This is a genomic window from Antarctobacter aquimaris (assembly GCF_900184945.1).
Lineage (GTDB): Bacteria > Pseudomonadota > Alphaproteobacteria > Rhodobacterales > Rhodobacteraceae > Maliponia > Maliponia aquimaris.
The window spans coordinates 157,280-179,041 of sequence record NZ_FXYF01000002.1; the positions used below are offsets into that span (position 1 = coordinate 157,280).

Genomic DNA, 21,762 nt, shown 5'->3' on the forward strand with positions numbered 1-21,762 from the left:
CGTTTCTTCAGCGCATCTCGCGGCGCGCGTTGCGCACGTTCCAGACCAGGATCGGCATCACCAGGAGCATGATCACCATGGCGCTGGCCGATCCCACCCCCCAATCGCGCGCGACAAAGAGCTGGTTGAACATGTAGTTGGCCAGCACCTGCGTGCCCCATTGCCCGTTGGTCATGGCAAAGACGATGTCGAAGATCTTGAGCACCACCAGCGTGATCGTGGTCCAGACCACGACGATGGTGCCCATGATCTGCGGCACCTTGATCTTGAAGAAAATCTGGAACGGGTTCGCGCCGTCGACGATGGCGGCCTCGATCGTTTCCTCGGGGATGCCGCGCAGCGCGGCCGAGAGGATCACCATGGCAAAGCCGGTCTGGATCCAGATCAGCACGATCATCAGGAAGAAGTTGTTCCAGAACGGCACCGTCAGCAGCTGCACCGGGTCGTTGCCGCTGAGCGCGGTGTAGATCGCGTTGACCACGCCGATCTGCTCGGCGTTGGCGGGGCGGGCGTCGTAGATCAGCTTCCAGATCACGCCGGCGCCGACAAAGGAAATCGCCATCGGCATGAAGATCAGCGACTTGGCGATATTGCCCCACCTGATCCGGTCGGTCAGCTGCGCGGCCAGCAGGCCGAAAGCGGTCGACAGCGCCGGCACCACGATCAGCCACCACATGTTGTTGTAGAGCGCCTCCCAGAACTTGGGATCGGCGGCCATCTGGGCGTAGTTGTCCAGACCGACGAACTGGTAGACGGTCGTGCCGTCGGGCTGGGTGATCCGCTCGGTCAGCGACAGGCGGATGGTCTCGACCACCGGGTAGGCCAGGTACAGCGACAGCGCGAACAGCGCCGGGAACAGGAACAGCCAGGGCCGGACCATGTTGGCGCGGTTGATGTTGCGCCCCGCGTTGGGGCCGCGCGCCGGGAACAGGACCCTGTCCAGGAACTGGTTCGACAGCCAGAAATAGGCGAGGCACCCGCCCACGCCGATGACGATGGTCACGAGACCCGCGAAAGCCGGATGCATCGCGTGTTCCTCCCCCGGTTTCTGTGTCGTGTATGGGCCCTCGGCGTCCGCCCAGGCCCGTGACCCCTGCCCCGGACCAGGTCCGGGACAGGGAAGGCACGTCAGTCGTGGCTTACTTCAGTGCGTCCCAGCTTTGCTGGATCGCGGTGGTCACGTCTTCGGCCGACTTGCCGCCGGTGTAGTCGACCATCCCGGTCCAGAACGACCCTGCGCCGACGCCGCCGGGCATCAGGTCCGAGCCGTCAAAGCGGAAGGTGGTCGCGCCCAGCAGGATTTCGTTCATGCCGCGGCCGGTGTCGTTGGCGAACTTGGACAGGTCCACGCCCTTGTGCGGGGTCAAAAAGCCGCCCTTGGACATCCAGATCTCATGCGCCTCGGGATCCTGCAGGAAGGCGATCAGCTCATGCGCCGCATCCGACGGGTTGGTGATGGCGAACAGCGTGCCCGCACCCAGAACCGGGCTGCCCAGGTCCTTTTCGGCGTAGGCGGGGAAGTAGAAGAAGTCCGCATCCTCGCCCACCACGGTGCCCTCGGGGAAGAAGGCCGGGATGAACGACGCCTGGCGGTGCATGTAGCACTGCGGCGGCGTGTCGAAGAGACCCTTGGGGCTGTCGCGGAAATCGGTGGTGGCCACCGCACCCGCGCCGCCCGCCACGTAGGCGTCGTTGCGCGCGAACCAGCCGAATTCCTCGATCGCGGTGATCACGGCGGGATCGTTGAACGGGATCTCGTTGCGGACCCACTGGTCATAGGTCTCGGGCGAGGCGGTGCGCAGCATCATGTCCTCGACCCAGTCGGTCGCCGGCCAGCCAGTGGCGGCGCCGGATCCCAGGCCGATGCACCAGGGCGTCTCGCCGTCGGCGGCGATCTGTTCGGTCAGGGCCTTGAGCTCTTCCATGGTGGTGGGGATCTCGTAGCCCGCATCCTCGAAGTTCTCGGGCGAGTACCAGACCAGCGATTTCAGGTCGACGCGGAAGAACATGCCGAAGTGCTGCGTCGCACCGGCGGCGTCCTTGTAGCTGCCCAGGTCCACCCAGGACTGGCCGGCGGCGTAGTTTTCCTTGACCCACTCGGCCACTTCCGGCTTGAGCGGCGTCAGAAATCCGCGCGCCGCCATGTCGGAGGCCAGGCCCGGCTGCGGGAAGACCGCGATGTTGGGGGCCGATCCGGCCTCGGCATCGACGACGACCTGCTGCTCGAAACTGTCCGAGCCGACGTAGCTGACGGTGTGGCCGGTCCGTGCCTCGAAGACGTCAAAGATCTCGGCAATGATCTCGGCCTCGGGCGACAGCCATGGGCCGAATACGGTGATCTCGTCCGCGCTGGCCTGCCCGGCGCACAGCGCCGCAGTCGCCACCCCGATCAGATAGGTCTTCTTCATGTCAGTCCTCCCGAAGATATTTCGCACCGGCCCGATGGCCGCCATTGTACTCGCCCGCAAATCCAAAGCGCTTTGGGTGGGGTCACTATCGGCGAGTCGCGCGCCCCTGTCAACAGTGACCGGCTTTCACCACGATATTTCAATGCTGCACCGCAGCCAAGCGCGCCGACGCCGGACAGCGCGGATATCCGCGACCCCTTGACAAATCCGAAGCGCTTTGAACGATAGGTGCATGAACCTCAAAGAACTCGCCGAACACCTCAGCCTGTCCCAGACAACCGTCAGCCGCGCGCTGAACGGCTACCCCGAGGTCAGCGAAAAGACCCGCGAGCGGGTGCTGCGCGCGGCGCAGAAGCTGAACTACAGCCCGAACGCCCGCGCCAAGGGGCTGGCGACGGGGCGCGCCCAGGCGATCGGGCACGTGCTGCCGATCTCCGACCGGCACCAGCACGATATGGTGAACCCGATCTTCGGCGACTTCATCGCCGGTGCGGGCTCGACCTATGCCAGGGCGGGCTACGAGGTGGTGATTTCGCTCGTGGATGACAAGGACGAGGAGCAGGCCTACCGCTCGATCCGCAGCCGGGGCAACGTCGACGGGATCATCGTGCACGGCCCGCGCATGGCGGATTCGCGGATCGCCCTGCTGACGGAACTGGGCCTGCCCTTCGTGGTGCATGGCCGCGCCTCGCAGGTCAACCTCCCCTACAGCTGGCTCGACACCAACAACGCCCGCGCCTTTCACCGTGCGACCGGCTTTCTGCTGGACCTCGGCCATCGCCGCATCGCGCTGGTCAACGGGCTGGAGTTCATGGACTTCGCCTTTCGCCGCCGCGGCGCCTATGTCAAGGCGCTGGCCGAGCGCGGGATCACGGCCGACCCGGCGCTGATGCGCTCCGAGGAAATGACCGAGATCTACGGCTACCGCTCGGCGCGCGAGATGCTGGCCATGGACAACCCGCCCACCGCCTTTCTCGTGTCGTCGATGATCACCGCCATCGGCGTCCGCCGGGCGATCCATGAGGCCGGGCTGGAGATGGGGCGCGACGTGTCGGTCATCACCCACGACGACGACCTGGGCTACCTCGGCAACGGGCACGAGGTGCCGATCTTCACCGCCACGCGCTCTTCCGTGCGGGCCGCCGGGGCGCGCGCAGCCGAGATGCTGCTGGACCTGATCCGCACACCGGACCGCCCGCCCCTCACCCACCTGATGGAGGCCGAACTGATCATCGGCAATTCCACCGGTCCTGCACATTGAAGGCATGACATGATGTTCAATCGCTCCGATTTCCCTGACGGCTTCCAGTTTGGCTGCGCCACCTCGAGTTACCAGATCGAGGGGCACGGCTTTGGCGGCGCGGGCCGCACGCAGTGGGATGATTTCGCCGCCACCCCCGGCAACGTGGTGCGGTTCGAAAACGGCGACCGCGCCTGCGACCACTACCACCGCTACGCCGCGGATTTCGACCTGGTGGCTGCGGCGGGGTTCGACTGCTACCGCTTTTCGCTCAGCTGGGCGCGGGTGCTGCCCGAGGGGCGCGGCGCGGTCAACACCGAGGGGCTGGACTACTACGACCGGCTGACCGACGCGCTGCTGGAACGCGGGATCAAGCCCTGCGCCACGCTCTACCACTGGGAGCTGCCCTCGCCGCTGCTGGACCTCGGCGGCTGGCGCAACCGTGACATCGCCGAGTGGTTCGCCGACTACACCGAGGTCATCATGCGCCGGATCGGCGACCGGATGTTTTCCGTCGCCCCGATCAACGAGCCGTGGTGCGTCGCCTGGCTGAGCCATTTCGAAGGCCACCACGCCCCCGGCGTGCGCGACATCCGCGCCGCCGCCCGCGCGATGCACCATGTCCTGCTGGCGCATGGCCGCGCCATCGAGGTCATGCGCAGCCTCGGCATGGGCAACCTGGGCGGCGTGTTCAACATGGAATGGGCCGACCCCGCCGACGACACGCACGAGGCGCAGGCCGCCGCCGAACGCTATGACGCGCTCTACAACCGCTGGTATCTGGGCGGTGTGTTCAAGCAGGAATACCCCGCCCTGGCACTCGAAGGGCTGGAGCCGCACCTGCCCAAGGGCTGGCAGGACGATTTCCCCACCATCGGCGCGCCGCTCGACTGGTGCGGGTTGAACTATTACACGCGCAAGCTGATCGCCCCCGCCGGCCGACCCTGGCCCGACTACCGCGAAGTCGAGGGCCCGCTGCCCAAGACCTTCATGAACTGGGAGATCTTTCCCGACGGGCTCTACAACTTCCTCAAACGCACCGCGCAAGACTACACCGGCGACCTGCCGATCTACGTCACGGAAAACGGCATGGCCTCGGCCGACGTGATCACCGATGGCGCGGTCGACGATCCCGAGCGCCTGCGCTATCTTGAGGCGCACCTGTCGCGGGTCCGCAAGGCGATCGACGAAGGCGTCCCGGTGAAGGGCTATTTCACCTGGTCCCTGCTGGACAATTTCGAATGGGCACTGGGCTACGAAAAGCGCTTTGGCCTGGTCCACGTCGATTTCGACACGCTGGAACGGACGCCCAAGGCGTCGTATCACGCGCTTGCCGAGGCCCTGACCCGCTGAAGACCTCAAGACCGAAAGGCCCACGCCATGACGCATGACCTCTCTGTTGTCGCGGACATCGGCGGCACCAACACCCGCGTTGCGCTGTGCCGCGACGGCAAGGTGCTGGAGGACACGATCCGCCGCTACCGCAACGCCGAGAACGCCGGCATCGCCCCGGTGCTGCGCAACTACCTGTCCGAACGGGATGTGACGCCCATTGGCGTCTGCGTCGACATGGCCGGCCCGGTCAAGGACGGGGTCGGCACGCTGACCAACCTCGACTGGACCGTCGACAGCGCCGAGCTGCGGGCCGAAACAGGCGCGCGGCAGGTCGCGGTGATCAACGACCTCCAGGCGCAGGGCTATGCCGTGGCGCACCTGGGCCATGACAGCCTGCACCCGGTGCTGACCGGGCGGCCCGCGCCCCAAGGCGCGGTGCGGCTGGTGATCAACGTGGGCACCGGGCTGAACGCTGTGCCGGTCTACACCCAAGGGACACGCACGCTGGTGCCTCCGGCCGAGGCAGGTCATGTGTCGCTGCTGGCGCGAACGGTCGACGAATTGCGGCTGATCGACTGGCTGGCGGACCAGCACCCCCAGCCGGGGCTGGAGGACGTGCTGTCGGGCCGCGGGCTGGAGCGGCTCTACGCCTGGGTCTGCCACGACGAAGGCGACGGCGCGCCGCTGAGCGCGGCCGAGATCATGGCCGGGTTCGAGGCGGGCGATGCCCGCGCGCAACGCGCCGCGCGGCTCTTCGTGCAGTTCCTGGGGCGCTATGCCGGGGACCTGGCGCTGATCACCTTGCCCTTTGGCGGCATCTACCTCGTGGGCGGCGTCATCCGGCACCTGGGTCCGCACCTGCTGCCGCTGGGCTTTGCCGAGGCTTTTGCCGCCAAGGGCCGGTTCAACGCCTACATGACGCAATTTCCGGTGGACCTCGTCACCGACGATTACGCCGCGCTGCGTGGCTGTGCCGCGCACCTGGCGGAGTTGATGCACGGCTGAGGCGGCTTGGGTCTTGCCCCGCCCCTCCATGCGGGCGATACGCAGGGAAAGCCCCTGACCGGGAGTTCCCCAGATGCCCCCCATCCGCCGCGCGCAGGCGCCCGCATGATCCTGCGCGCCATATCCCTGATGGTCCTGTCCATGGCCCTGCTGGCCGGGGCGGATGCGTTTTTCAAGCTGGCCACCAACGCCGCGCCCATCGGGCAGGTGATGGTGCTGGTCAGCCTTGGCGGAACGGCGCTGTTCCTGGTGCTGGCCCGCGTGCTGGGCGTGCGGATCTGGACGCGCATGGCGCTGCACCGGATGATCATGCTGCGCAACCTGTTCGAGATCATCGGCGCGGTGGGCATGGTGATCGGGTTGCGCCATGTGTCGCTCCCGGTCTTCGCCGCGATCATCCAGACCGGGCCGCTGGTGGTCACGCTGGGCGCGGCGATCTTTCTCAAGGAGCAAGTCGGCTGGCGCCGCTGGACGGCGGTGGCCGTCGGGATTGTCGGGATGCTGATGGTGATACGCCCCTTTGGCGCGTCCTTCAGCGGGTGGGAACTGTTCGCCGTCCTCGGCATCACGGCGCTGTCGGCGCGTGACCTGGTGACCCGCCTCTCGCCGCCACAGATCCCGGCGCTGGCGATCTCGACCTGGGGCTTTGCCGCGACGCTGCTGCCCGGGCTGCTGCTCTGGGGGCTGACCTCGGAGGCGTCGAACTACACCGGCGCGGCGCTCTGGCCGATCCTCGGGGCGATCGTCGTGACCACCTCGGGCTATCTCGCCATCACCTCGGCCATGCGCATGGCGCCCGCGTCGATCGTGGCGCCGTTCCGCTATTCGCGACTGGTGTTCACCACCGGGCTGGGCATGATCGTCTTCGGCAACCGGCCGGATGCCTGGACCCTGGCCGGTGCGGCGCTGATCCTGGTGGCGGGGCTCTACACCTTTCTGCGCGAACGCCGTCTGGCGCGCGCGGCCGCCTGACCCGGGAGGGGTTTCGCCCCCTCCCCTGCGGCCTTGGCGCAACCGCCTGCGGCAAATGACCGTTAGCGCTATCGGTCGCGTTTACTTTTGCGCCGCGCCTGCTATGACAGCGCCGAACGGACAGCCTGGAGGAACAGGACCCATGAGCACCATCATCGACATCCACGCCCGCGAGATCCTTGACAGCCGCGGCAACCCGACCGTCGAGGTCGACGTCACCCTCGAGGACGGCTCCATGGGCCGCGCCGCGGTGCCGTCGGGCGCGTCGACCGGCGTCCACGAGGCGGTGGAAAAGCGCGACGGCGACAAGAGCCGCTACATGGGCAAGGGTGTGCTCGAGGCCGTGGCCAGCGTGAACGGCGAGTTGGCCGAGGCGATCCTGGGTTTCGACGCGACCGAACAGGTCGCCATCGACATGACCATGATCGAACTCGACGGCACCGCAAACAAGGGCCGGCTGGGCGCCAACGCCATCCTCGGTGTCAGCCTGGCCGTGGCCAAGGCCGCGGCCGAATTCACCGGCCAGCCGCTCTATCGCTACGTCGGCGGCACCTCGGCGCGCACCCTGCCCGTGCCGATGATGAACATCATCAACGGCGGCGAACACGCCGACAACCCGATCGACATCCAGGAATTCATGATCATGCCGGTCGCCGCGGACAACATCCGCGACGCGGTGCGCATGGGCTCCGAGGTGTTCCACACCCTGAAAAAGGAACTGTCGGCGGCGGGCATGTCCACCGGCCTGGGCGACGAGGGCGGCTTTGCGCCTGAGCTGAAATCGACCCGCGACGCGCTGGATTTCATCCTCAAGTCGATCGAAAAGGCCGGCTACAAGCCGGGCCAGGACATCTACCTTGCGATGGATTGCGCCGCGACCGAATATTTTCGGGATGGCAAGTACGAGATGAAGGGCGAAGGCAAATCGCTCAGCATCGCCGAAAACGTCGACTACCTGGCCGCACTCTGCGCCGACTACCCGATCATCTCGATCGAGGACGGCTGTTCCGAGGACGACTGGGAAGGCTGGAAGCTGCTGACCGACAAGCTGGGCAACAAGATCCAGCTGGTCGGCGACGACCTCTTCGTCACCAACCCGGCACGCCTGGCCATGGGGATCGAGCGCGGCTGCGCCAACTCGATGCTGGTCAAGGTCAACCAGATCGGCACCCTGACCGAAACGCTGCAAGCCGTCGACATGGCGCACCGCGCCCGCATGACCAACGTGATGTCGCACCGGTCCGGCGAAACCGAGGACGCCACCATTGCCGATCTGGCCGTCGCCACCAACTGCGGACAGATCAAGACCGGCTCGCTGGCGCGCTCCGACCGGCTGGCGAAATACAATCAGCTGATCCGCATCGAGGAGATGCTGGAAGACACCGCAACCTATGCGGGACGCAGCATCCTTCGCTGACAACCCATTGGAATAAAAACAGGATCGGGCCGCCCAAATCGCTCGGGCGGCCCTATTCTTTGGAGTAGACCGGGGCTTTGACCAAGTGACGGGCGGTCCGCGAACGGCTATCAAAACGATATATGAAATTAAAATTTGCCCGAGGGTCCGCACCGTGCCGTGATCCAGAGGTTGGAATACAGCACTCGAAAATGCCCCGTCATGCCTACGATATCCGGCTCGAGGAAATGCGCCGCGCGGAATACGGATCGCGCGGGGAACTGCTGATCCGTTACGGCATCATGGCAGCCGCCGTTCTGGTCCTGACGCTGACACTGGACCCCCGCGTCACGCTGGGCTGGGCCGCCGCCTACGGCACGCTCGAAGCGAGCCTTGCCGCGGTGCTGATTCTGGGCTCCGGCGGCAACGCCCGGCTGCGTTACGGGCTGGCGCTGGGCATCTACCTGATGTCGGGCCTGTGTTTCATGACCTTGCCGATCTACCTGATCGTGCCGCCCGTGCAGACCGCCCATGCCTTTGCCGGGGCCACCGGAATCGTCGGCCTACTGCTCTACTCGCTGCAACGCTCACAGCGCGAACCGGGGCTGATGGCGGTGGACTGCGTGCTGGTCTGCATTCTGGGCGGAGCGCTGGCAATCGTGCTGATGCCGCAGCTGGACAGCTGGGCGGACCGCCTGACTGTGATCCTGCTGATCATCGCGCTAGGGGTCTACTATGTCGGCTCGCTGATCTCGGGCTGGCGGCAGGAACGCAGCCTGCGCGACGCGCAGCAACGCTATGCCACCTCGCAGAAGGCCCGCGCCCTGGGCCAGTTCGTCGGCGGCGTGGCGCATGACTTCAACAACCAGCTGACCGCGATCCTCGGCTTTCTCGACCTGTTCGAAACGCTCGACAGCCCGGCCGAACGCAGCGCCGCCCTGAACGAGATCCGCTCGGCCGCCGAACGCGCGGCGCGCACGGTGCAGCAACTGCTGGCCTCGAGCGGCCGCACGCGGCTCAATCCGGCGCCGATCCAGATGGGCGATTTCCTGTACGGACTGGGCGAAGTGCTGACCGACCTGCTGGACCCGGGCATGACCGTCGAAGTGGTGCCGCTCGAGGATCCGCTGGCCGTGCTGGCTGATGCCGACATGCTGGAGACCTGCGTCATCCAGCTGTGCCTGAACGCGCAGGACGCCACGGGCGGGCACGGCCTTATCCGGCTGTCCTGCGAAAGGCGCACCTCGATCCAGGCCCTGGCGCCGATGGAGATCACCGCCCCGTCCTGCATTGCCCTGATCGTCGAGGACGACGGCCCCGGCGTCGCCCCAGAGGCGCTGCCGCTGCTGGCCGAGCCGTTCTACACCACGAAATCCGCCAGCGAAGGACGCGGGCTGGGCCTGTCGGCGGTGGCCGGCTTTGCCCGCCAGTCCGGTGGCGGTCTCAGGCTGGAATCCGCCATCCAGGGCGGGCTGCGCGCGGTGCTGTTCCTGCCCGAAGCGCCGACGAGTCAGCAGTTGCCGTGACGGCTCAGCTGCCCGGCTCCTTGTAGACGCCCTGCTCCTTGAGCGCGTCCACCACTTCCTTGGGCATGTAGGTCTCGTCGTGCTTGGCGAGGATCTCGCTGGCCTCGAAAACCCCGTCGACATAGCGTCCGGTGCCGACCATGCCCTGGTTCTCTTCGAACAGGTCGGGCAACACGCCGGTATAGACCACCGGCACCGTCGCGCCGCCGTCGGTCACGCTGAACCGGACCTGCTCGCCCTCGCCGCGCACCAGCGTGCCCTCGGCGACCAGGCCGCCGATGCGGAACACCTCTGCCGGTGTCGGCGGCTCGGCCATGACCTGGCTCGGAGAGCGGAAAAAGTTGATCCCGTCGCGCATGGCGGTGCCGATCAGCCCGGTCGAGACGATCAGCGCCACGATGGCCAGCGCCACCACCTGGATGCGTCGTTGTTTCTTGAGCGATTTCAGAGCCATTCCATCCTCCCGGCGCGCCACGCTGTTCGTGGTCAATATAGACACCGCGACGCGGCTTGGGGAGAGGCCCGATCACTTTGCCGCGCCCCCCGGTTTCTTCTGGCCGGAAATATCCTGGGGGCGCGCGCGCAGCGCGCGGGGGCAAAGCCCCCTCCGCCCCACCCGCCCGCGCCTCAGGGGAAACAGGGCGCCAGCATCAGCCCGGCGGTCTCGTCCTCGCCCAGCATCAGGTTGGCGTTCTGCAACGCCTGGCCCGAGCTGCCCTTGGTCAGGTTGTCCAGCGTCGCCACCACGATGGCCCGCCCGGGCCGGCGGTCGCCGGTCATGCCGATGTGGCAAAAGTTCGAGCCGCGCACATGGTGGGTCGACGGCGTCTCGCCAAAGGGCAGCACCTCGATGAAGGGCTCATCGGCATAGGCCGCCTTCAGCGCGGCATGGATCGCCTGCGGGTCGCCCTTGAGGTAGGCGGTGGCCAGGATGCCCCGGTTGAACGGGCCGAGGTGCGGGGTGAACTGCACCTGCACCGGGCGGCCGGCCAGCAGGCTGAACTCCTGGTCGAACTCGCCCAGGTGGCGGTGCGTGCCGCCGACGGAATAGGCGTTGGTGCCCTCGCTCAGCTCGGCATGCAGCAGGTTCTCCTTGAGCGACCGCCCCGCCCCGCTGACCCCGCATTGCAGGTCCAGAATGATCTCGTCGAGGTCGATGACACCGGCGGTGATCAGCGGGCGCAGGATGTATTGCCCGGTGGCCGCGTTGCAGCCGGTCCCGGCGACAACCCGCGCGCCGCGGATCTCGTCGCGGTAGAACTCGGTCAACCCGTAGACCGCCTCGGCCTGCACCTCCAGCGCAGCATGGTCGTTGCCGTACCACTGCTTGTAGGCCGCCGGGTCGCGCAGCCGGAAATCGGCCGACAGGTCGACGATCTTCAGCGACTTCGGCAGCTTCGATATGACCTCCTGCGAGGTCTTGTGCGGCAGGGCGCAGAAACACAGATCGATGCCGGTGAAGTCGATCTCTTCCCAGGTCACCAGGTCCGGCAGCGACAGGTGGCGCAGGTGCGGAAAGGCCTGCGCCAGGCTCTGCCCGGCCTTGGAGTTGGCCGCCAGCGCCTTGATTTCGCAGGACGGATGGGTGGCGATCAAGCGGATCAGTTCCGCGCCGGTATAGCCGGAGGCGCCAATGATGGCGATCGAATGGGTCATAGGGTCACCTTTTGAAGGGGGCACGCCCGGCGGTCCGGGGCGCGGGATGACGGAAGGGGAAAGGAAAGCCGCGGCAGGCACTGCCGCAGGGCGGGTTCATCGTCGCAGGTGCAGGGCAAGGGATGCGAACATGACGGCTCCTCCGGAGCTTGGTGATAACGGCCCCACGCCCTGCAATCAATGCAGAAATCCCCGTCAGGCCCGCTTGATCGCGGCACACCGCAGCGCCATGATGCCGCCATGGCAAAGGTGGCAGGCAGCGATCCGGTTCCGGTCTGGCGGCTCTTCTGGCGGATGGGCGGCTGGGTCATGCTGATCTTTGTGGTGATCGTCCTGGTCCTGACGATGGTCAGCCAGAGCACGCTGTCGCTGGCCCAGCGGTTTGACGTCGAGGGGCGCGAAACCACCGCCGAGGTGACCGACAAGTACGAGCGCGTCAGCACCGACAGCGACGGCGACCGCGAGGTGACTTATTACTTCGAGCTGCGCTTTGACACCCAGCGCGGCGATACGGTGGGGGTCACCCGCTCGGTCGGTTCGAGCACCTACAATGACGCCGCCGTGGGGGACCGCGTGCCGATCTGGTACCTGAACAGCGAACCCGGGACGATCGAACTGTCACGCGGCGAAAACCGCACCACCTCGATCGTCACCCGCTGGATTGCGCTGGGGTTCGGCGCGCTGATGCTGGCGGCGCTGTGGGTCCCGGGGCGCAAGGCGGTGGCCGCCGCGCGTGCCCGGCGCTATGGTCGGCGCGAAACGGCCGTGGTGACCGGCCTCAAGCAGACCAGCTACCGGGTGAACAACCGCCATCGCTACCGCCTGACCTGGCGCGAGGACAGCGGCCGCATCGGCGAAAGCCTAGCCTACAAGGAAGACGCGCTGGACGGCTACAAACCCGGGGACAAGATCACGATCTACCAGGGCATCCAACGCGCTTGGTGGAGCGGTGACGTGGGCGAACGGGACGAATCCTGACCGCCCTGCCCCCGCGCGCCCGACTCAAGCCGAGGTAAAGCTGATCTTGCGCCGCAGGAACTGGGTCGCGTGCTGCGAGACCTTGACCGGGTTGCCGGTGGTCAGGAACCCGCCCTGCGTCCCGGTGCCGTACATTGTGGGGTGCCGCGTCAGGTAATCGGCCAGCGACTCGGCCACCAGGTTGGCCTGGGAATAGACCGTCACCTCCGGCCCCAGCGCATCCTGGAACACCTCCTGCATCAGCGGGTAATGCGTGCAACCCAGGATCGCCGCCTCGGGGTGCGGCATCTTGCGTTTCAGCGCATCGACGTGGCTGCGCACCAGCGCCTCGGCCAGGATCATGTCGCCCTCTTCGATGGCGTCGACCAGGCCGCCGCAGGCCTGCGCCTCGACATCGACGCCGATGGCGCGGAACGCCAGTTCGCGCTGAAAGGCGCGGCTGCGCACCGTGGCCGGGGTGGCGAACAGCGCCACATGTTTGACCGCCACTTCGCGCGGCGGCGAGTTGTCGCCCCACTGTCTTTCGGTCAGCGCCTCGATCAGCGGCACAAAGACGCCCAGCACCCGCTTGTCGCGCGGGATCCAGCTTTCCTGCATCCGGCGCAGCGCGGCAGCAGAGGCGGTGTTGCAGGCCAGGATCACCAGGTTGCAGCCCTCGTCCCACAGCCGTTCGGTGGCGGCGCAGGTCAGGTTGAAGATGTCATCGGCATCGCGCACGCCGTAGGGCGCGTGCTTGTTGTCGCCGAAATAGACAAAGGGCACCTCGGGCAGCCGGCGCGACACCGCGTCCAGCACCGTCAGCCCGCCCAGGCCGCTGTCGAAAACCCCTACCGCCATGCGCTCTGCCTCCGGCCGCGGCGCGCGTCTGTCAGTGGCGCGCCTTCGGCTTGTCCTTGTGTTTGTCCTCGAACTCGAACCCGTAGTCGTAGGACTGCAGGGGAGTCGGTGAGAGGTCATACGTCGCTTTGCGCAGGAAATCCATCAGCACGCGCGCGTCCTTGGCCCGCGCGGCGATTTCCGCCTGCGGGATCGGTTTGCCGATGGCGATGCGGACCGGCGTGTCCACCCGCTTGCGGAATTCCTTGAGCAGCAGGCCCATGCGCAGCGTCGTGTGCAGGTGGCTGGCCAGCTGGAACAGCCGCGAGGTGTGGCCGTCAAAGTAGATCGGCACCACGGTGGCGTTCGACTTGGCGATCATGCGGGCGGTAAAGGTGCGCCAGCCCGGGTCCATCGGCCGGCCAAAGGGCCGCTCGGCGGTGGCCACGGTGCCGCCGGGAAAGATGCCGATGCAGCCGCCACCCGCGAGGTAGTCCAGCGCCACCTTGCGGGTGTTCAGGTTCAGCTGCACCGCCTCCCTGGTCTCGTCAAAACTGACCGGCAGGATGATGCGGTCCAACTCCTGCGCCTTGCGGAACACGCTGTTGGCCAGGATGCGGAAATCGCCGCGCACGACGGACAGGATATGACCCAGGATCAGCCCGTCGAGGATGCCGTAGGGGTGATTGGCGATGACGATCAGCGGGCCGTCCTTGGGCAGGTTGTCCAGCGCGCCGCCGATCACCTCCAGACCCAGGCCGTAGCGTTCCACCATGACCTGCCAGAAATCACGCCCCTGCGCGACCTCGTGTTCATAGCCTTCGGCCCGCCGGATCAGGCTGATGCGCCCGGTGGCGTTTTCCATCAGGCGGATGAGGGCGCGGCCGCCACGGGTGGTGGCGGAGTAGCTGTATGAGATGTCTCGGGCGATATGACGCCTGTTTGGCATCGGTGACGGATCCTTTTCTGACTCGACCTGCGGGTCCTGTCGGTCCGATTATCTGACCGGGTTTTGTGACAATGTCATGAAGGTTTCGTGACGCAGGCCGCGGCGGTCATTCCGCCGCCGCCCGCATCCCCGCGCCGCCTTGGCGCAACACCGCCAGCAATTCCTCGCGCCGCTTGGCGGCCTTGGCCTCGTTCGCCGCCTTGACCGGGCCGAATCCGCGGATCTGGAGCGGCAGTTCCGCCAGCGCCACCAGCGCGTCCATCGTCGCCGGCGCGGCCTTGGGCAGCCATTCGGCCATGTCGGCCTCGTACTGCTTGATCAGGGCACGCTCCATCCGCCGCTCCTCGGTCCGGCCGAAGGGGTCAAAGGGCGTGCCGCGTAGCGCCTTCAGCCGCGCCAGCAGCCGGAACCAGCGTAGCATGCCCTCGCCATAGGTTTTCTTGACCGGGCGGCCGTCGGCGCCGGTCCTGGACAGGATCGGCGGGGCGAGGTGAAAATTCATCTCGAACGCGCCGTCAAAACTCTCGGACGCCTTGGCGCGGGTCTCCAGCAGCAGGCGGGCGACCTCGTATTCATCCTTGTAGGCCAACAGCTTGTGATAGCCTTTTGCCACCGCTTCGCGCAGGCGCGGATCGGCGATGCCGTCCACCAATTTGCGGTAGCGCTTGGCCAGCCGCGCGCCCTGGTAGCGGGTCAGGTGGTCGGCGCGATAGGCGATCCGGTCCTCCAGCGACTTGGGCAGGCTGACCACCTTGGGGGCGATCAGCTTTGCGGCGTCGGCGGGATGCAGCACGGCCCAGCGGCCGATCTCGAAGGCGCGCAGGTTGCCGTCGACGGCGGCACCGTTCAGCTTGACCGCTTCGGCGATGGCCTCGTGCGACAGCGGCACCAGCCCCTGCTGCCAGGCCGCGCCGAGGATCATCATGTTGGAAAAGATCGAATCCCCCAGCGTCACCCGCGCCAGTTCCGAGGCGTCGAAGAACGCCACCCGGTCCTTCATCCGCGCCTCAAGAGCGACGCGCAAACGGTCAGTAGGCAGAGAGAATTCGGTATTGCGGGTGAACTCGCCGGTGATGATCTCGTGGCTGTTGACCACAGCCCCCGTGCGTCCCGTGCGGGTCAGGCCCAGCGTCTTGGCCCCCGCCGACACCACCAGGTCGCCACCGATCAGCGCATCCGCCTCGCCGGTGGCGACGCGCACGGCCGAGATATCCGACGGTTTCTCGGCCAGCCGCAGGTGGATGTGCACCGCGCCGCCCTTTTGCGCGAGTCCCGCCATTTCCATCATCGCCGCGCCCTTGCCATCCAGCTGCGCGGCCTGCGCCAGCACCGCGCCGATGGTTACCACGCCGGTGCCGCCGACCCCGGTGATGACCAGGTTATGCGTGCCCTTGATCGCGGGCAGCTGCGGGTCAGGCAGGTGCGGCAGGTCCAGCGACGCGGTCTGTGCCTTTTTCACCTGCGCACCTTTCAAGGTCACGAACGAGGGGCAAAACCCCTTGAGGCAAGAGAAATCCTTGTTGCAGGCGCTCTGGTCGATGGCCCGCTTGCGGCCCAGCTCGGTCTCGGCGGGCACGATGGCCACGCAGTTCGACTGCACGCCGCAGTCGCCGCAACCCTCGCAGACGTCGGTATTGATGAACACGCGCTGGTCCGGGTCGGGGAACTGGCCACGCTTGCGGCGGCGGCGTTTCTCGGCGGCGCAGGTCTGCACGTAGACGATGACCGACACGCCCTCCTTGGTGGCCATGTCCTTTTGCACGGTCTCCAGCTCGGCCCGTTCGAACATCGGAACCCCGGCCGGAAAGGCCGCCTTGTCGACGTCTTCCTTGGCGTCGTAGACCACGGCGAGGTTCTTGACCCCCATCGCCTTGACCTCGGCGGCGATCTGCTGCGGTGTCAGCCCACCGTCGTTCTTTTGTCCGCCGGTCATGGCGACGGCGTCATTGAACAGGATCTTGTAGGTGATGTTGACGCCTGACAGCAGCGCCGCGCGGATCGCCTGCACGCCCGAATGGTTGTAAGTGCCGTCGCCCAGGTTCTGAAAGACATGCGGCCGTTTCGAGAACGGCGCCTCGCCGATCCAGTTCGCGCCCTCGGCCCCCATGTGGGTAAAGCCCAGCGTCGAACGGTCCATCCACTGCACCATGTAGTGACAGCCGATGCCGGCATAGGCGCGGCTGCCCTCGGGCACCTTGGTCGACGAATTGTGCGGGCAGCCGGCGCAGAAATAGGGCACGCGGGCGGCGATCTCGGGGGCGTTGTCGGCGCGGGCGGCCTCTTCGATCCGGGTCAGGCCGGCCTTGATCCGGTCGGTGCCGCGGCCTTCCTCGACCAGGATGTCGCCCAGTTTGCGGGCGATCCAGGTGGGGTCCAGCGCGCCGCGCGTCGGGAACAGCTCTTCGCGGTGCATGCCGCCGGCACCGCCCTTGTACCAACCGTAGACGCGGTAGCGGTTGTCGTCGAACAGCGCCTCCTTGACCTGGATCTCGATCAGCTTGCGCTTTTCCTCGACGATGACGATCAGGTCCAGCCCCTCGGCCCAGTCGTGGAACCCCTGCATGTCCAGGGGGAACACCTGCCCCACCTTGTAGGTGGTGATGCCCAGCCGCTCGGCCTCGCTCTCGTCGATGCCCAGCAGTGACAGCGCGTGCACCAGGTCGAGCCAGTTCTTGCCCGCCGAAACGAAACCGATCTTCGCCCCCGGCTTGCCCCAGACCCGCTTGTCCATGCCGTTGGCGCGGCTGAACGCCTCTGCCGCGAAACGCTTGTGGTCGATCATCCGCGCCTCCTGCGCGTGCGGCGTGTCCTGGAGTCGGATGTTCAGCCCGCCCTCGGGCAAGGGGAAATCGGGCAAGATCAGCTGCATGCGGTCCAGGCTGCCGTCGACCACGGCCGTCGCCTCGACCGTGTCCTTCATCGTCTTGAGGCCCACCCAGAGCCCGGAAAACCGCGACAGCGCGTAGCCGTACAGGCCATAATCCAGGATCTCCTGCACGCCCGCCGGAGAGACGACGGGCATGTAGGCATCCACCAGCGCCCATTCGGACTGGTGCAGCACGGTCGAGGATTCGCCGGTGTGGTCGTCGCCCATCGCCATCAGCACGCCGCCGTGCTTCGAGGTGCCCGCCATGTTGGCATGGCGCATCGCGTCGCCGGACCGGTCGATCCCCGGCCCCTTGCCGTACCACAGGCCAAAGACCCCGTCGAAGCGCCCTTCGCCGCGCAACTCGGCCTGTTGCGCGCCCCACAGCGCGGTGACAGCCAGATCCTCGTTCAGGCCCTCCTTGAACAGGATATCGCTCTGGGTCAGCAGCTTTTCGGCGCGGCGCATCTGCATGTCCACCGCCCCCAGCGGCGAGCCGCGATAGCCGGTGACGTAGCCGGCGGTGTTCAGGCCGGCGGCCCTGTCACGCGCCTTCTGCATCAGCATCAGCCGGACCAGCGCCTGCGTGCCGTTCAGCAGGACGGAGGTCTTTTCGAGGTCGAACCGGTCACTCAAGGAAATCTGGTGCTTGCTCATGGCGCGCCTCCCAACGCTAAAGATATGGGCATGATACACTCATTATAGGTCACAACTACTGACCCGAACAGCGAAAATGTTGCAGGAATGTCGTGTTCCGAAAGGATACGGTATCAACGACGCTTTCAGTCTTATATGGAACAGGAAGCAAAACAGCGTGACGCCATGGACTGGGACAAGCTAAGAATATTTCACGCCGTCGCCGACGCGGGCAGCCTGACCCATGCCGGGGATGCGCTGCACCTGTCGCAATCGGCGGTGTCGCGGCAGATTCGCGCGCTCGAGGAATCACTGAACACCACGCTGTTCCACCGCCACGCGCGCGGCCTGATTCTGACCGAACAGGGCGAACTGCTGTTCGACGCGACCAGTTCGATGATCAAGCGCATCGACGCCGCCACCGCGCGCATCCGCGACAGCGAGGAAGAGGTCTTTGGCAAGCTGCGGGTCACCACGACGCACGGCTTTGGCGCGCTGTGGCTGGCGCCCCGCCTGACCAAGCTCTACGAGAAGTACCCGGAACTGAACATCGACCTGATGCTGGAGGAACGGGTGCTGGACCTGCCCATGCGCGAGGCCGACGTGGCGATCCGCATGAAGGAGCCCAGCCAGGCCGACCTGATCCGCAAGCGGCTGATGAGCGTGCGGATGCGCCTCTATGCCTCGCCCGAGTACCTGAACGCGCATGGCGAGCCCAAGCGGCTCGAGGACATGACGAAGCACCGGCTGATCTGCCAGAATCCCACCTCGGCGCAGGTCGGCGCGGGCAAGGACCTGGTCCAGCACCTGCTGACCTACGAGATGCCGGCGACGCTGACCGTGAACAACTATTTCGGTGTGTTGCAGGCCGTGATCTCGAACCTCGGAATCGGCGTGCTGCCCGATTACATCATCGAGGACTTTCCGCGCGTGGTCCGGGTGCTGCCCGAGGTCGAGTCGGTCGAGGTTCCGGTATTCCTTGCATATCCAGAAGAATTGAGGCAATCCAAGCGCGTAGCTGCCTTCCGCGACTTCGTTCAGGAAGAGATCATCGCTCACCGCCGCCTCATCCGGTCGTTGGCCGACGACTGAAATCCGCGACCCGCGCGCCTGCAAGACTGTGGTATGCGCACAACGCATGGCGGGAATGCTGCACCTGCGGCGTGAAATGGCTTGATCGAACGCAGACTGATGACATATTCGGCATATGAACGATGAAATGCTTAATCGCGGCTCATCTTTCATACCTCCCTGTTGGACTTCGGCCGAGCTTTGTGCTCGGCCTTTTTTTTGGCCGAACTGCGCGTCAGGGCCAGCCGCCCCAGATATCGCGTTTTCGCCCACTCCGGCCCCAATACCTGCATGCGACGGAGACGGGGGTGACCGGGTGCCGCCGCACCGACAGCGACCGCCCGGGTGGCAGCCGGGGGGTGCCAGCGGCCATGATCGGTGCGCCGGCACGTGGAACGAATCCCGCCTGACCTGTCTTGCCTATCAGGCACTCTCCTTTGGAGTGAAAAACGGCGCGCCCACTGGCGCCGGGCGCAGGCCGGAACGGGTGCTTTATTTCGCAAGCGCAGAAACCCGCCTCGCACATGCCGCATCGCAGCATCGCCGCGACAGGGATCAGCCGCGTGCGGCCCCCCGTCCGGCATGGCCCGTCAAGGACACACCTTGCCCCGGCAGGCAGGCGCCCCCTTTTCCTGCCCCGGGCCATGGCGTAAAGACCCCTCGACACGCCAGACGGGGGACGACATGCAGGAACCGGCCATCACCGAGGAACTGATCGCGGCGCACGGCATCAAGCCGGACGAATACGCCGAGATCCTGCGCATCCTGAACCGCGAGCCCACGTTCACCGAACTGGGCATCTTTTCGGCCATGTGGAACGAGCACTGTTCCTACAAGTCGTCCAAGATCCACCTGCGCAAGCTGCCCACCACCGGCCCGCAGGTCATCTGCGGCCCGGGCGAGAACGCCGGCGTGGTGGACATCGGCGACGGGCAGGCCGTGGTCTTCAAGATGGAAAGCCACAACCACCCCTCCTACATCGAACCCTACCAGGGCGCGGCAACCGGCGTCGGCGGCATCCTGCGAGACGTCTTCACCATGGGCGCGCGGCCCATCGCGGCGATGAACGCGCTCAGCTTTGGCGAAAAGGCGCACCCAAAGACGCGCCGCCTGGTGCATGGCGTGGTCGAGGGGATCGGCGGCTACGGCAATGCCTTCGGCGTGCCCACCGTGGGCGGCGAGGTGCGGTTTCACCCCGCCTACAACGGCAACTGCCTGGTCAACGCCTTCGCGGCGGGCCTCGCCGATGCCGACAAGATCTTTTACTCGGCCGCCAGCGGCGTCGGCCGTCCGGTGGTCTACCTGGGCGCCAAGACGGGGCGCGACGGCGTCGGCGGCGCGACCATGGCCAGCGCCGAGTTCGACGAGTCGATCGAGGAAAAGCGCCCCACCGTGCAGGTCGGCGACCCCTTCACCGAAAAGCGCCTGATGGAGGCCTGCCTGGAGCTGATGCAAACCGGCGCGGTCATTTCCATTCAGGACATGGGCGCGGCGGGGCTGACCTGCTCGGCGGTCGAGATGGGCGACAAGGGCGGCCTGGGCATCCGGCTGGATCTGGAAAAGGTGCCGCAGCGCGAAACCCACATGACCGCCTACGAGATGATGCTGTCGGAGTCGCAGGAACGGATGCTGATGGTGCTCGACCCCGCCAGGGAGGCCGAGGCCAAGGCCGTCTTCGACAAGTGGGACCTCGACTTTGCCATCGTCGGCGAAACGATCCCCGAGGATCGTTTCCTGATCATGCACAATGGCGAGTGCAAGGCCGACCTGCCGCTGTCCAAGCTCTCCTCCTCCGCGCCCGAGTATGACCGCCCCTGGCAGCCCACCGCCCCCGCCGCGCCGCTCGAGGACGTGCCGCAGGTCGACCCCATCGACGCGTTGCAGATCCTGCTGCAAAGCCCCAACTATGGCTCGCGCGCCTGGATCTACGACCAGTACGACAGCCAGGTCATGGCCGACACCGTGCGCGTGCCGGGCTTTGGCGCCGGGGTGATCCGCGTGCACGGCACCGGCAAGATGCTGGCCTTCACCAGCGACGTGACCCCGCGCTACGTCAAGGCGAACCCCGTCGAGGGCGGCAAGCAGGCGGTGGCCGAGGCTTTCCGCAACCTTTGCGCCGTGGGGGCACGGCCGCTGGCCACAACCGACAACCTGAACTTCGGCAACCCCGAAAAGCCCGAGATCATGGGCCAGTTCGTCGGCGCGCTGGAGGGCATCGGCCAGGCCTGCCTCGCGCTCGACATGCCGATCGTGTCGGGCAACGTCTCGCTCTACAACGAGACCGACGGTGTTGGCATCCTGCCGACGCCGACCATCGGCGCCGTGGGCCTGATCGCCGCCGGCGAGGAACCGATCCTGGGCTACGCCCGCGACGGTCACGTGGCGCTGCTGCTGGGCGAGACGAAAGGCCACCTGGGCCAGTCCGCCCTGCTGGCGGAGGTCTTTCACCGCGAAGAAGGCGATGCGCCGCCCGTGGACCTGGCCGCCGAACGCGCGGCCGGCGATTTCGTCCGCGCGCACCGTGACTGGATCCGCAGCTGCACCGACCTGTCGGATGGCGGCCTGGCGCTGGCGGTCTTCGAGATGGCCGCCGCCTCGGGCGTGGGCGCACAGATCGACACCGACGACACCGCCACGCTGTTTGGCGAAGACCAGGGCCGCTACCTGATCGCCTGCAACTTCGACCAGGCCGAGGCGCTGATGGGCGCGGCCCTGCGCGCGGGCGTCCACCTGACCAGCATCGGCCGTTTCACCGGCGACACCCTGCGCTTTGGCAACGCGCAGGCGCCGCTGGCCGAGCTCAAGGCGCTGTCGGACACCACGCTGCCGCAGCTTTTCGGCTGATCCGATCCGCCAGCCGCGGCATTTGACGCGCGCCCCCTTTTCCCGGGGCGCGCACCGAACCATA

General features: G+C 66.6%; 16 protein-coding genes. 9 read left to right on the plus strand and 7 right to left on the minus strand.

The window, feature by feature from the left end; genetic code table 11:
* Positions 1 to 7: 7 nt before the first annotated feature.
* Together MAA8898_RS03520 and MAA8898_RS03525 are read right to left on the minus strand one after the other, a co-directional pair.
* Complete coding sequence (locus MAA8898_RS03520) at positions 8 to 1,027, minus strand: carbohydrate ABC transporter permease (protein ID WP_094019606.1); 1,020 nt, start codon at positions 1,025 to 1,027, stop codon at positions 8 to 10.
* 112 nt (positions 1,028 to 1,139) lie between these two features.
* On the minus strand, positions 1,140 to 2,408 hold the full coding sequence (locus MAA8898_RS03525) for an ABC transporter substrate-binding protein (RefSeq protein ID WP_094019607.1): 1,269 nt from the start codon (positions 2,406 to 2,408) through the stop codon (positions 1,140 to 1,142).
* Positions 2,409 to 2,640: 232 nt separating this feature from the next.
* Here MAA8898_RS03525 and MAA8898_RS03530 point away from each other — a divergent pair, with 232 nt between their 5' ends.
* The 6 genes from MAA8898_RS03530 (at position 2,641) to MAA8898_RS03555 (ending at position 9,882) form a co-directional block, all read left to right on the plus strand.
* Entirely contained in the window at positions 2,641 to 3,669 is a 1,029-nt protein-coding gene (locus tag MAA8898_RS03530; RefSeq protein WP_094019608.1) for a substrate-binding domain-containing protein, read from the plus strand.
* A 9-nt stretch (positions 3,670 to 3,678) separates the two neighbouring features.
* Complete coding sequence (locus tag MAA8898_RS03535; RefSeq protein ID WP_176445059.1) at positions 3,679 to 5,001, plus strand: GH1 family beta-glucosidase; 1,323 nt, start codon at positions 3,679 to 3,681, stop codon at positions 4,999 to 5,001.
* Between the two features lie 27 nt (positions 5,002 to 5,028).
* Entirely contained in the window at positions 5,029 to 5,988 is a 960-nt protein-coding gene (locus MAA8898_RS03540; RefSeq protein WP_094019609.1) for a glucokinase, read from the plus strand.
* Positions 5,989 to 6,093: 105 nt separating this feature from the next.
* Complete coding sequence (locus tag MAA8898_RS03545; RefSeq protein ID WP_094019610.1) at positions 6,094 to 6,960, plus strand: DMT family transporter; 867 nt, start codon at positions 6,094 to 6,096, stop codon at positions 6,958 to 6,960.
* Between the two features lie 142 nt (positions 6,961 to 7,102).
* On the plus strand, positions 7,103 to 8,377 hold the full coding sequence (gene eno / locus MAA8898_RS03550) for a phosphopyruvate hydratase (RefSeq protein WP_094019611.1): 1,275 nt from the start codon (positions 7,103 to 7,105) through the stop codon (positions 8,375 to 8,377).
* 191 nt (positions 8,378 to 8,568) lie between these two features.
* Positions 8,569 to 9,882, plus strand: coding sequence for a sensor histidine kinase (locus MAA8898_RS03555; RefSeq protein ID WP_176445060.1), 1,314 nt, complete (start codon positions 8,569 to 8,571; stop codon positions 9,880 to 9,882).
* Between the two features lie 4 nt (positions 9,883 to 9,886).
* Here MAA8898_RS03555 and ccmE read toward each other — a convergent pair whose 3' ends face one another.
* Both ccmE and argC read right to left on the minus strand, forming a co-directional pair.
* A complete protein-coding gene (gene ccmE, locus MAA8898_RS03560) occupies positions 9,887 to 10,336 on the minus strand; it encodes a cytochrome c maturation protein CcmE (RefSeq protein ID WP_094019613.1) in 450 nt (149 codons plus the stop codon).
* A 173-nt stretch (positions 10,337 to 10,509) separates the two neighbouring features.
* A complete protein-coding gene (gene argC / locus MAA8898_RS03565; RefSeq protein ID WP_094019614.1) occupies positions 10,510 to 11,538 on the minus strand; it encodes an N-acetyl-gamma-glutamyl-phosphate reductase in 1,029 nt (342 codons plus the stop codon).
* Between the two features lie 240 nt (positions 11,539 to 11,778).
* Between argC and MAA8898_RS03570 the strand changes: the two genes are divergently transcribed.
* Positions 11,779 to 12,516 carry a DUF3592 domain-containing protein gene (locus MAA8898_RS03570; RefSeq protein ID WP_176445061.1) on the plus strand — a complete coding sequence of 246 codons (738 nt, stop codon included), beginning with the start codon at positions 11,779 to 11,781 and terminating at the stop codon, positions 12,514 to 12,516.
* 24 nt (positions 12,517 to 12,540) lie between these two features.
* On the opposite strand, the gene murI is transcribed toward MAA8898_RS03570, so the two are convergent.
* From murI to MAA8898_RS03585, 3 genes are all read right to left on the minus strand, one after another.
* Entirely contained in the window at positions 12,541 to 13,353 is an 813-nt protein-coding gene (gene murI / locus MAA8898_RS03575; RefSeq protein ID WP_094019616.1) for a glutamate racemase, read from the minus strand.
* 31 nt (positions 13,354 to 13,384) lie between these two features.
* Positions 13,385 to 14,281, minus strand: a complete 897-nt coding sequence (locus MAA8898_RS03580) for a lysophospholipid acyltransferase family protein (RefSeq protein ID WP_094019617.1) — start codon at positions 14,279 to 14,281, stop codon at positions 13,385 to 13,387.
* Between the two features lie 106 nt (positions 14,282 to 14,387).
* The gene (locus MAA8898_RS03585; RefSeq protein WP_094019618.1) at positions 14,388 to 17,804 is read right to left on the minus strand and encodes an indolepyruvate ferredoxin oxidoreductase family protein; all 3,417 of its coding nucleotides are present in this window, start codon (positions 17,802 to 17,804) and stop codon (positions 14,388 to 14,390) included.
* Between the two features lie 165 nt (positions 17,805 to 17,969).
* Between MAA8898_RS03585 and MAA8898_RS03590 the strand changes: the two genes are divergently transcribed.
* The gene (locus MAA8898_RS03590; RefSeq protein WP_094019990.1) at positions 17,970 to 18,875 is read left to right on the plus strand and encodes a LysR family transcriptional regulator; all 906 of its coding nucleotides are present in this window, start codon (positions 17,970 to 17,972) and stop codon (positions 18,873 to 18,875) included.
* Positions 18,876 to 19,538: 663 nt separating this feature from the next.
* Complete coding sequence (purL, locus tag MAA8898_RS03595; protein ID WP_094019619.1) at positions 19,539 to 21,698, plus strand: phosphoribosylformylglycinamidine synthase subunit PurL; 2,160 nt, start codon at positions 19,539 to 19,541, stop codon at positions 21,696 to 21,698.
* The last annotated feature ends 64 nt before the right edge of the window (positions 21,699 to 21,762 follow it).

Bases quoted from the DNA above. Each gene is read 5' to 3' on its own strand.
- MAA8898_RS03555 (WP_176445060.1), top strand. From the start codon at position 8,569: ATGCCCCGTCATGCCTACGATATCCGGCTCGAGGAAATGCGCCGCGCG.
- MAA8898_RS03540 (WP_094019609.1), top strand. From the start codon at position 5,029: ATGACGCATGACCTCTCTGTTGTCGCGGACATCGGCGGCACCAACACC.
- murI (WP_094019616.1), bottom strand. From the start codon at position 13,353: ATGGCGGTAGGGGTTTTCGACAGCGGCCTGGGCGGGCTGACGGTGCTG.
- MAA8898_RS03535 (WP_176445059.1), top strand. From the start codon at position 3,679: ATGATGTTCAATCGCTCCGATTTCCCTGACGGCTTCCAGTTTGGCTGC.
- MAA8898_RS03530 (WP_094019608.1), top strand. From the start codon at position 2,641: ATGAACCTCAAAGAACTCGCCGAACACCTCAGCCTGTCCCAGACAACC.
- MAA8898_RS03570 (WP_176445061.1), top strand. From the start codon at position 11,779: ATGGCAAAGGTGGCAGGCAGCGATCCGGTTCCGGTCTGGCGGCTCTTC.
- eno (WP_094019611.1), top strand. From the start codon at position 7,103: ATGAGCACCATCATCGACATCCACGCCCGCGAGATCCTTGACAGCCGC.
- MAA8898_RS03580 (WP_094019617.1), bottom strand. From the start codon at position 14,281: ATGCCAAACAGGCGTCATATCGCCCGAGACATCTCATACAGCTACTCC.
- MAA8898_RS03520 (WP_094019606.1), bottom strand. From the start codon at position 1,027: ATGCATCCGGCTTTCGCGGGTCTCGTGACCATCGTCATCGGCGTGGGC.
- ccmE (WP_094019613.1), bottom strand. From the start codon at position 10,336: ATGGCTCTGAAATCGCTCAAGAAACAACGACGCATCCAGGTGGTGGCG.
- MAA8898_RS03525 (WP_094019607.1), bottom strand. From the start codon at position 2,408: ATGAAGAAGACCTATCTGATCGGGGTGGCGACTGCGGCGCTGTGCGCC.
- MAA8898_RS03590 (WP_094019990.1), top strand. From the start codon at position 17,970: ATGGACTGGGACAAGCTAAGAATATTTCACGCCGTCGCCGACGCGGGC.
- purL (WP_094019619.1), top strand. From the start codon at position 19,539: ATGCAGGAACCGGCCATCACCGAGGAACTGATCGCGGCGCACGGCATC.
- argC (WP_094019614.1), bottom strand. From the start codon at position 11,538: ATGACCCATTCGATCGCCATCATTGGCGCCTCCGGCTATACCGGCGCG.
- MAA8898_RS03545 (WP_094019610.1), top strand. From the start codon at position 6,094: ATGATCCTGCGCGCCATATCCCTGATGGTCCTGTCCATGGCCCTGCTG.
- MAA8898_RS03585 (WP_094019618.1), bottom strand. From the start codon at position 17,804: ATGAGCAAGCACCAGATTTCCTTGAGTGACCGGTTCGACCTCGAAAAG.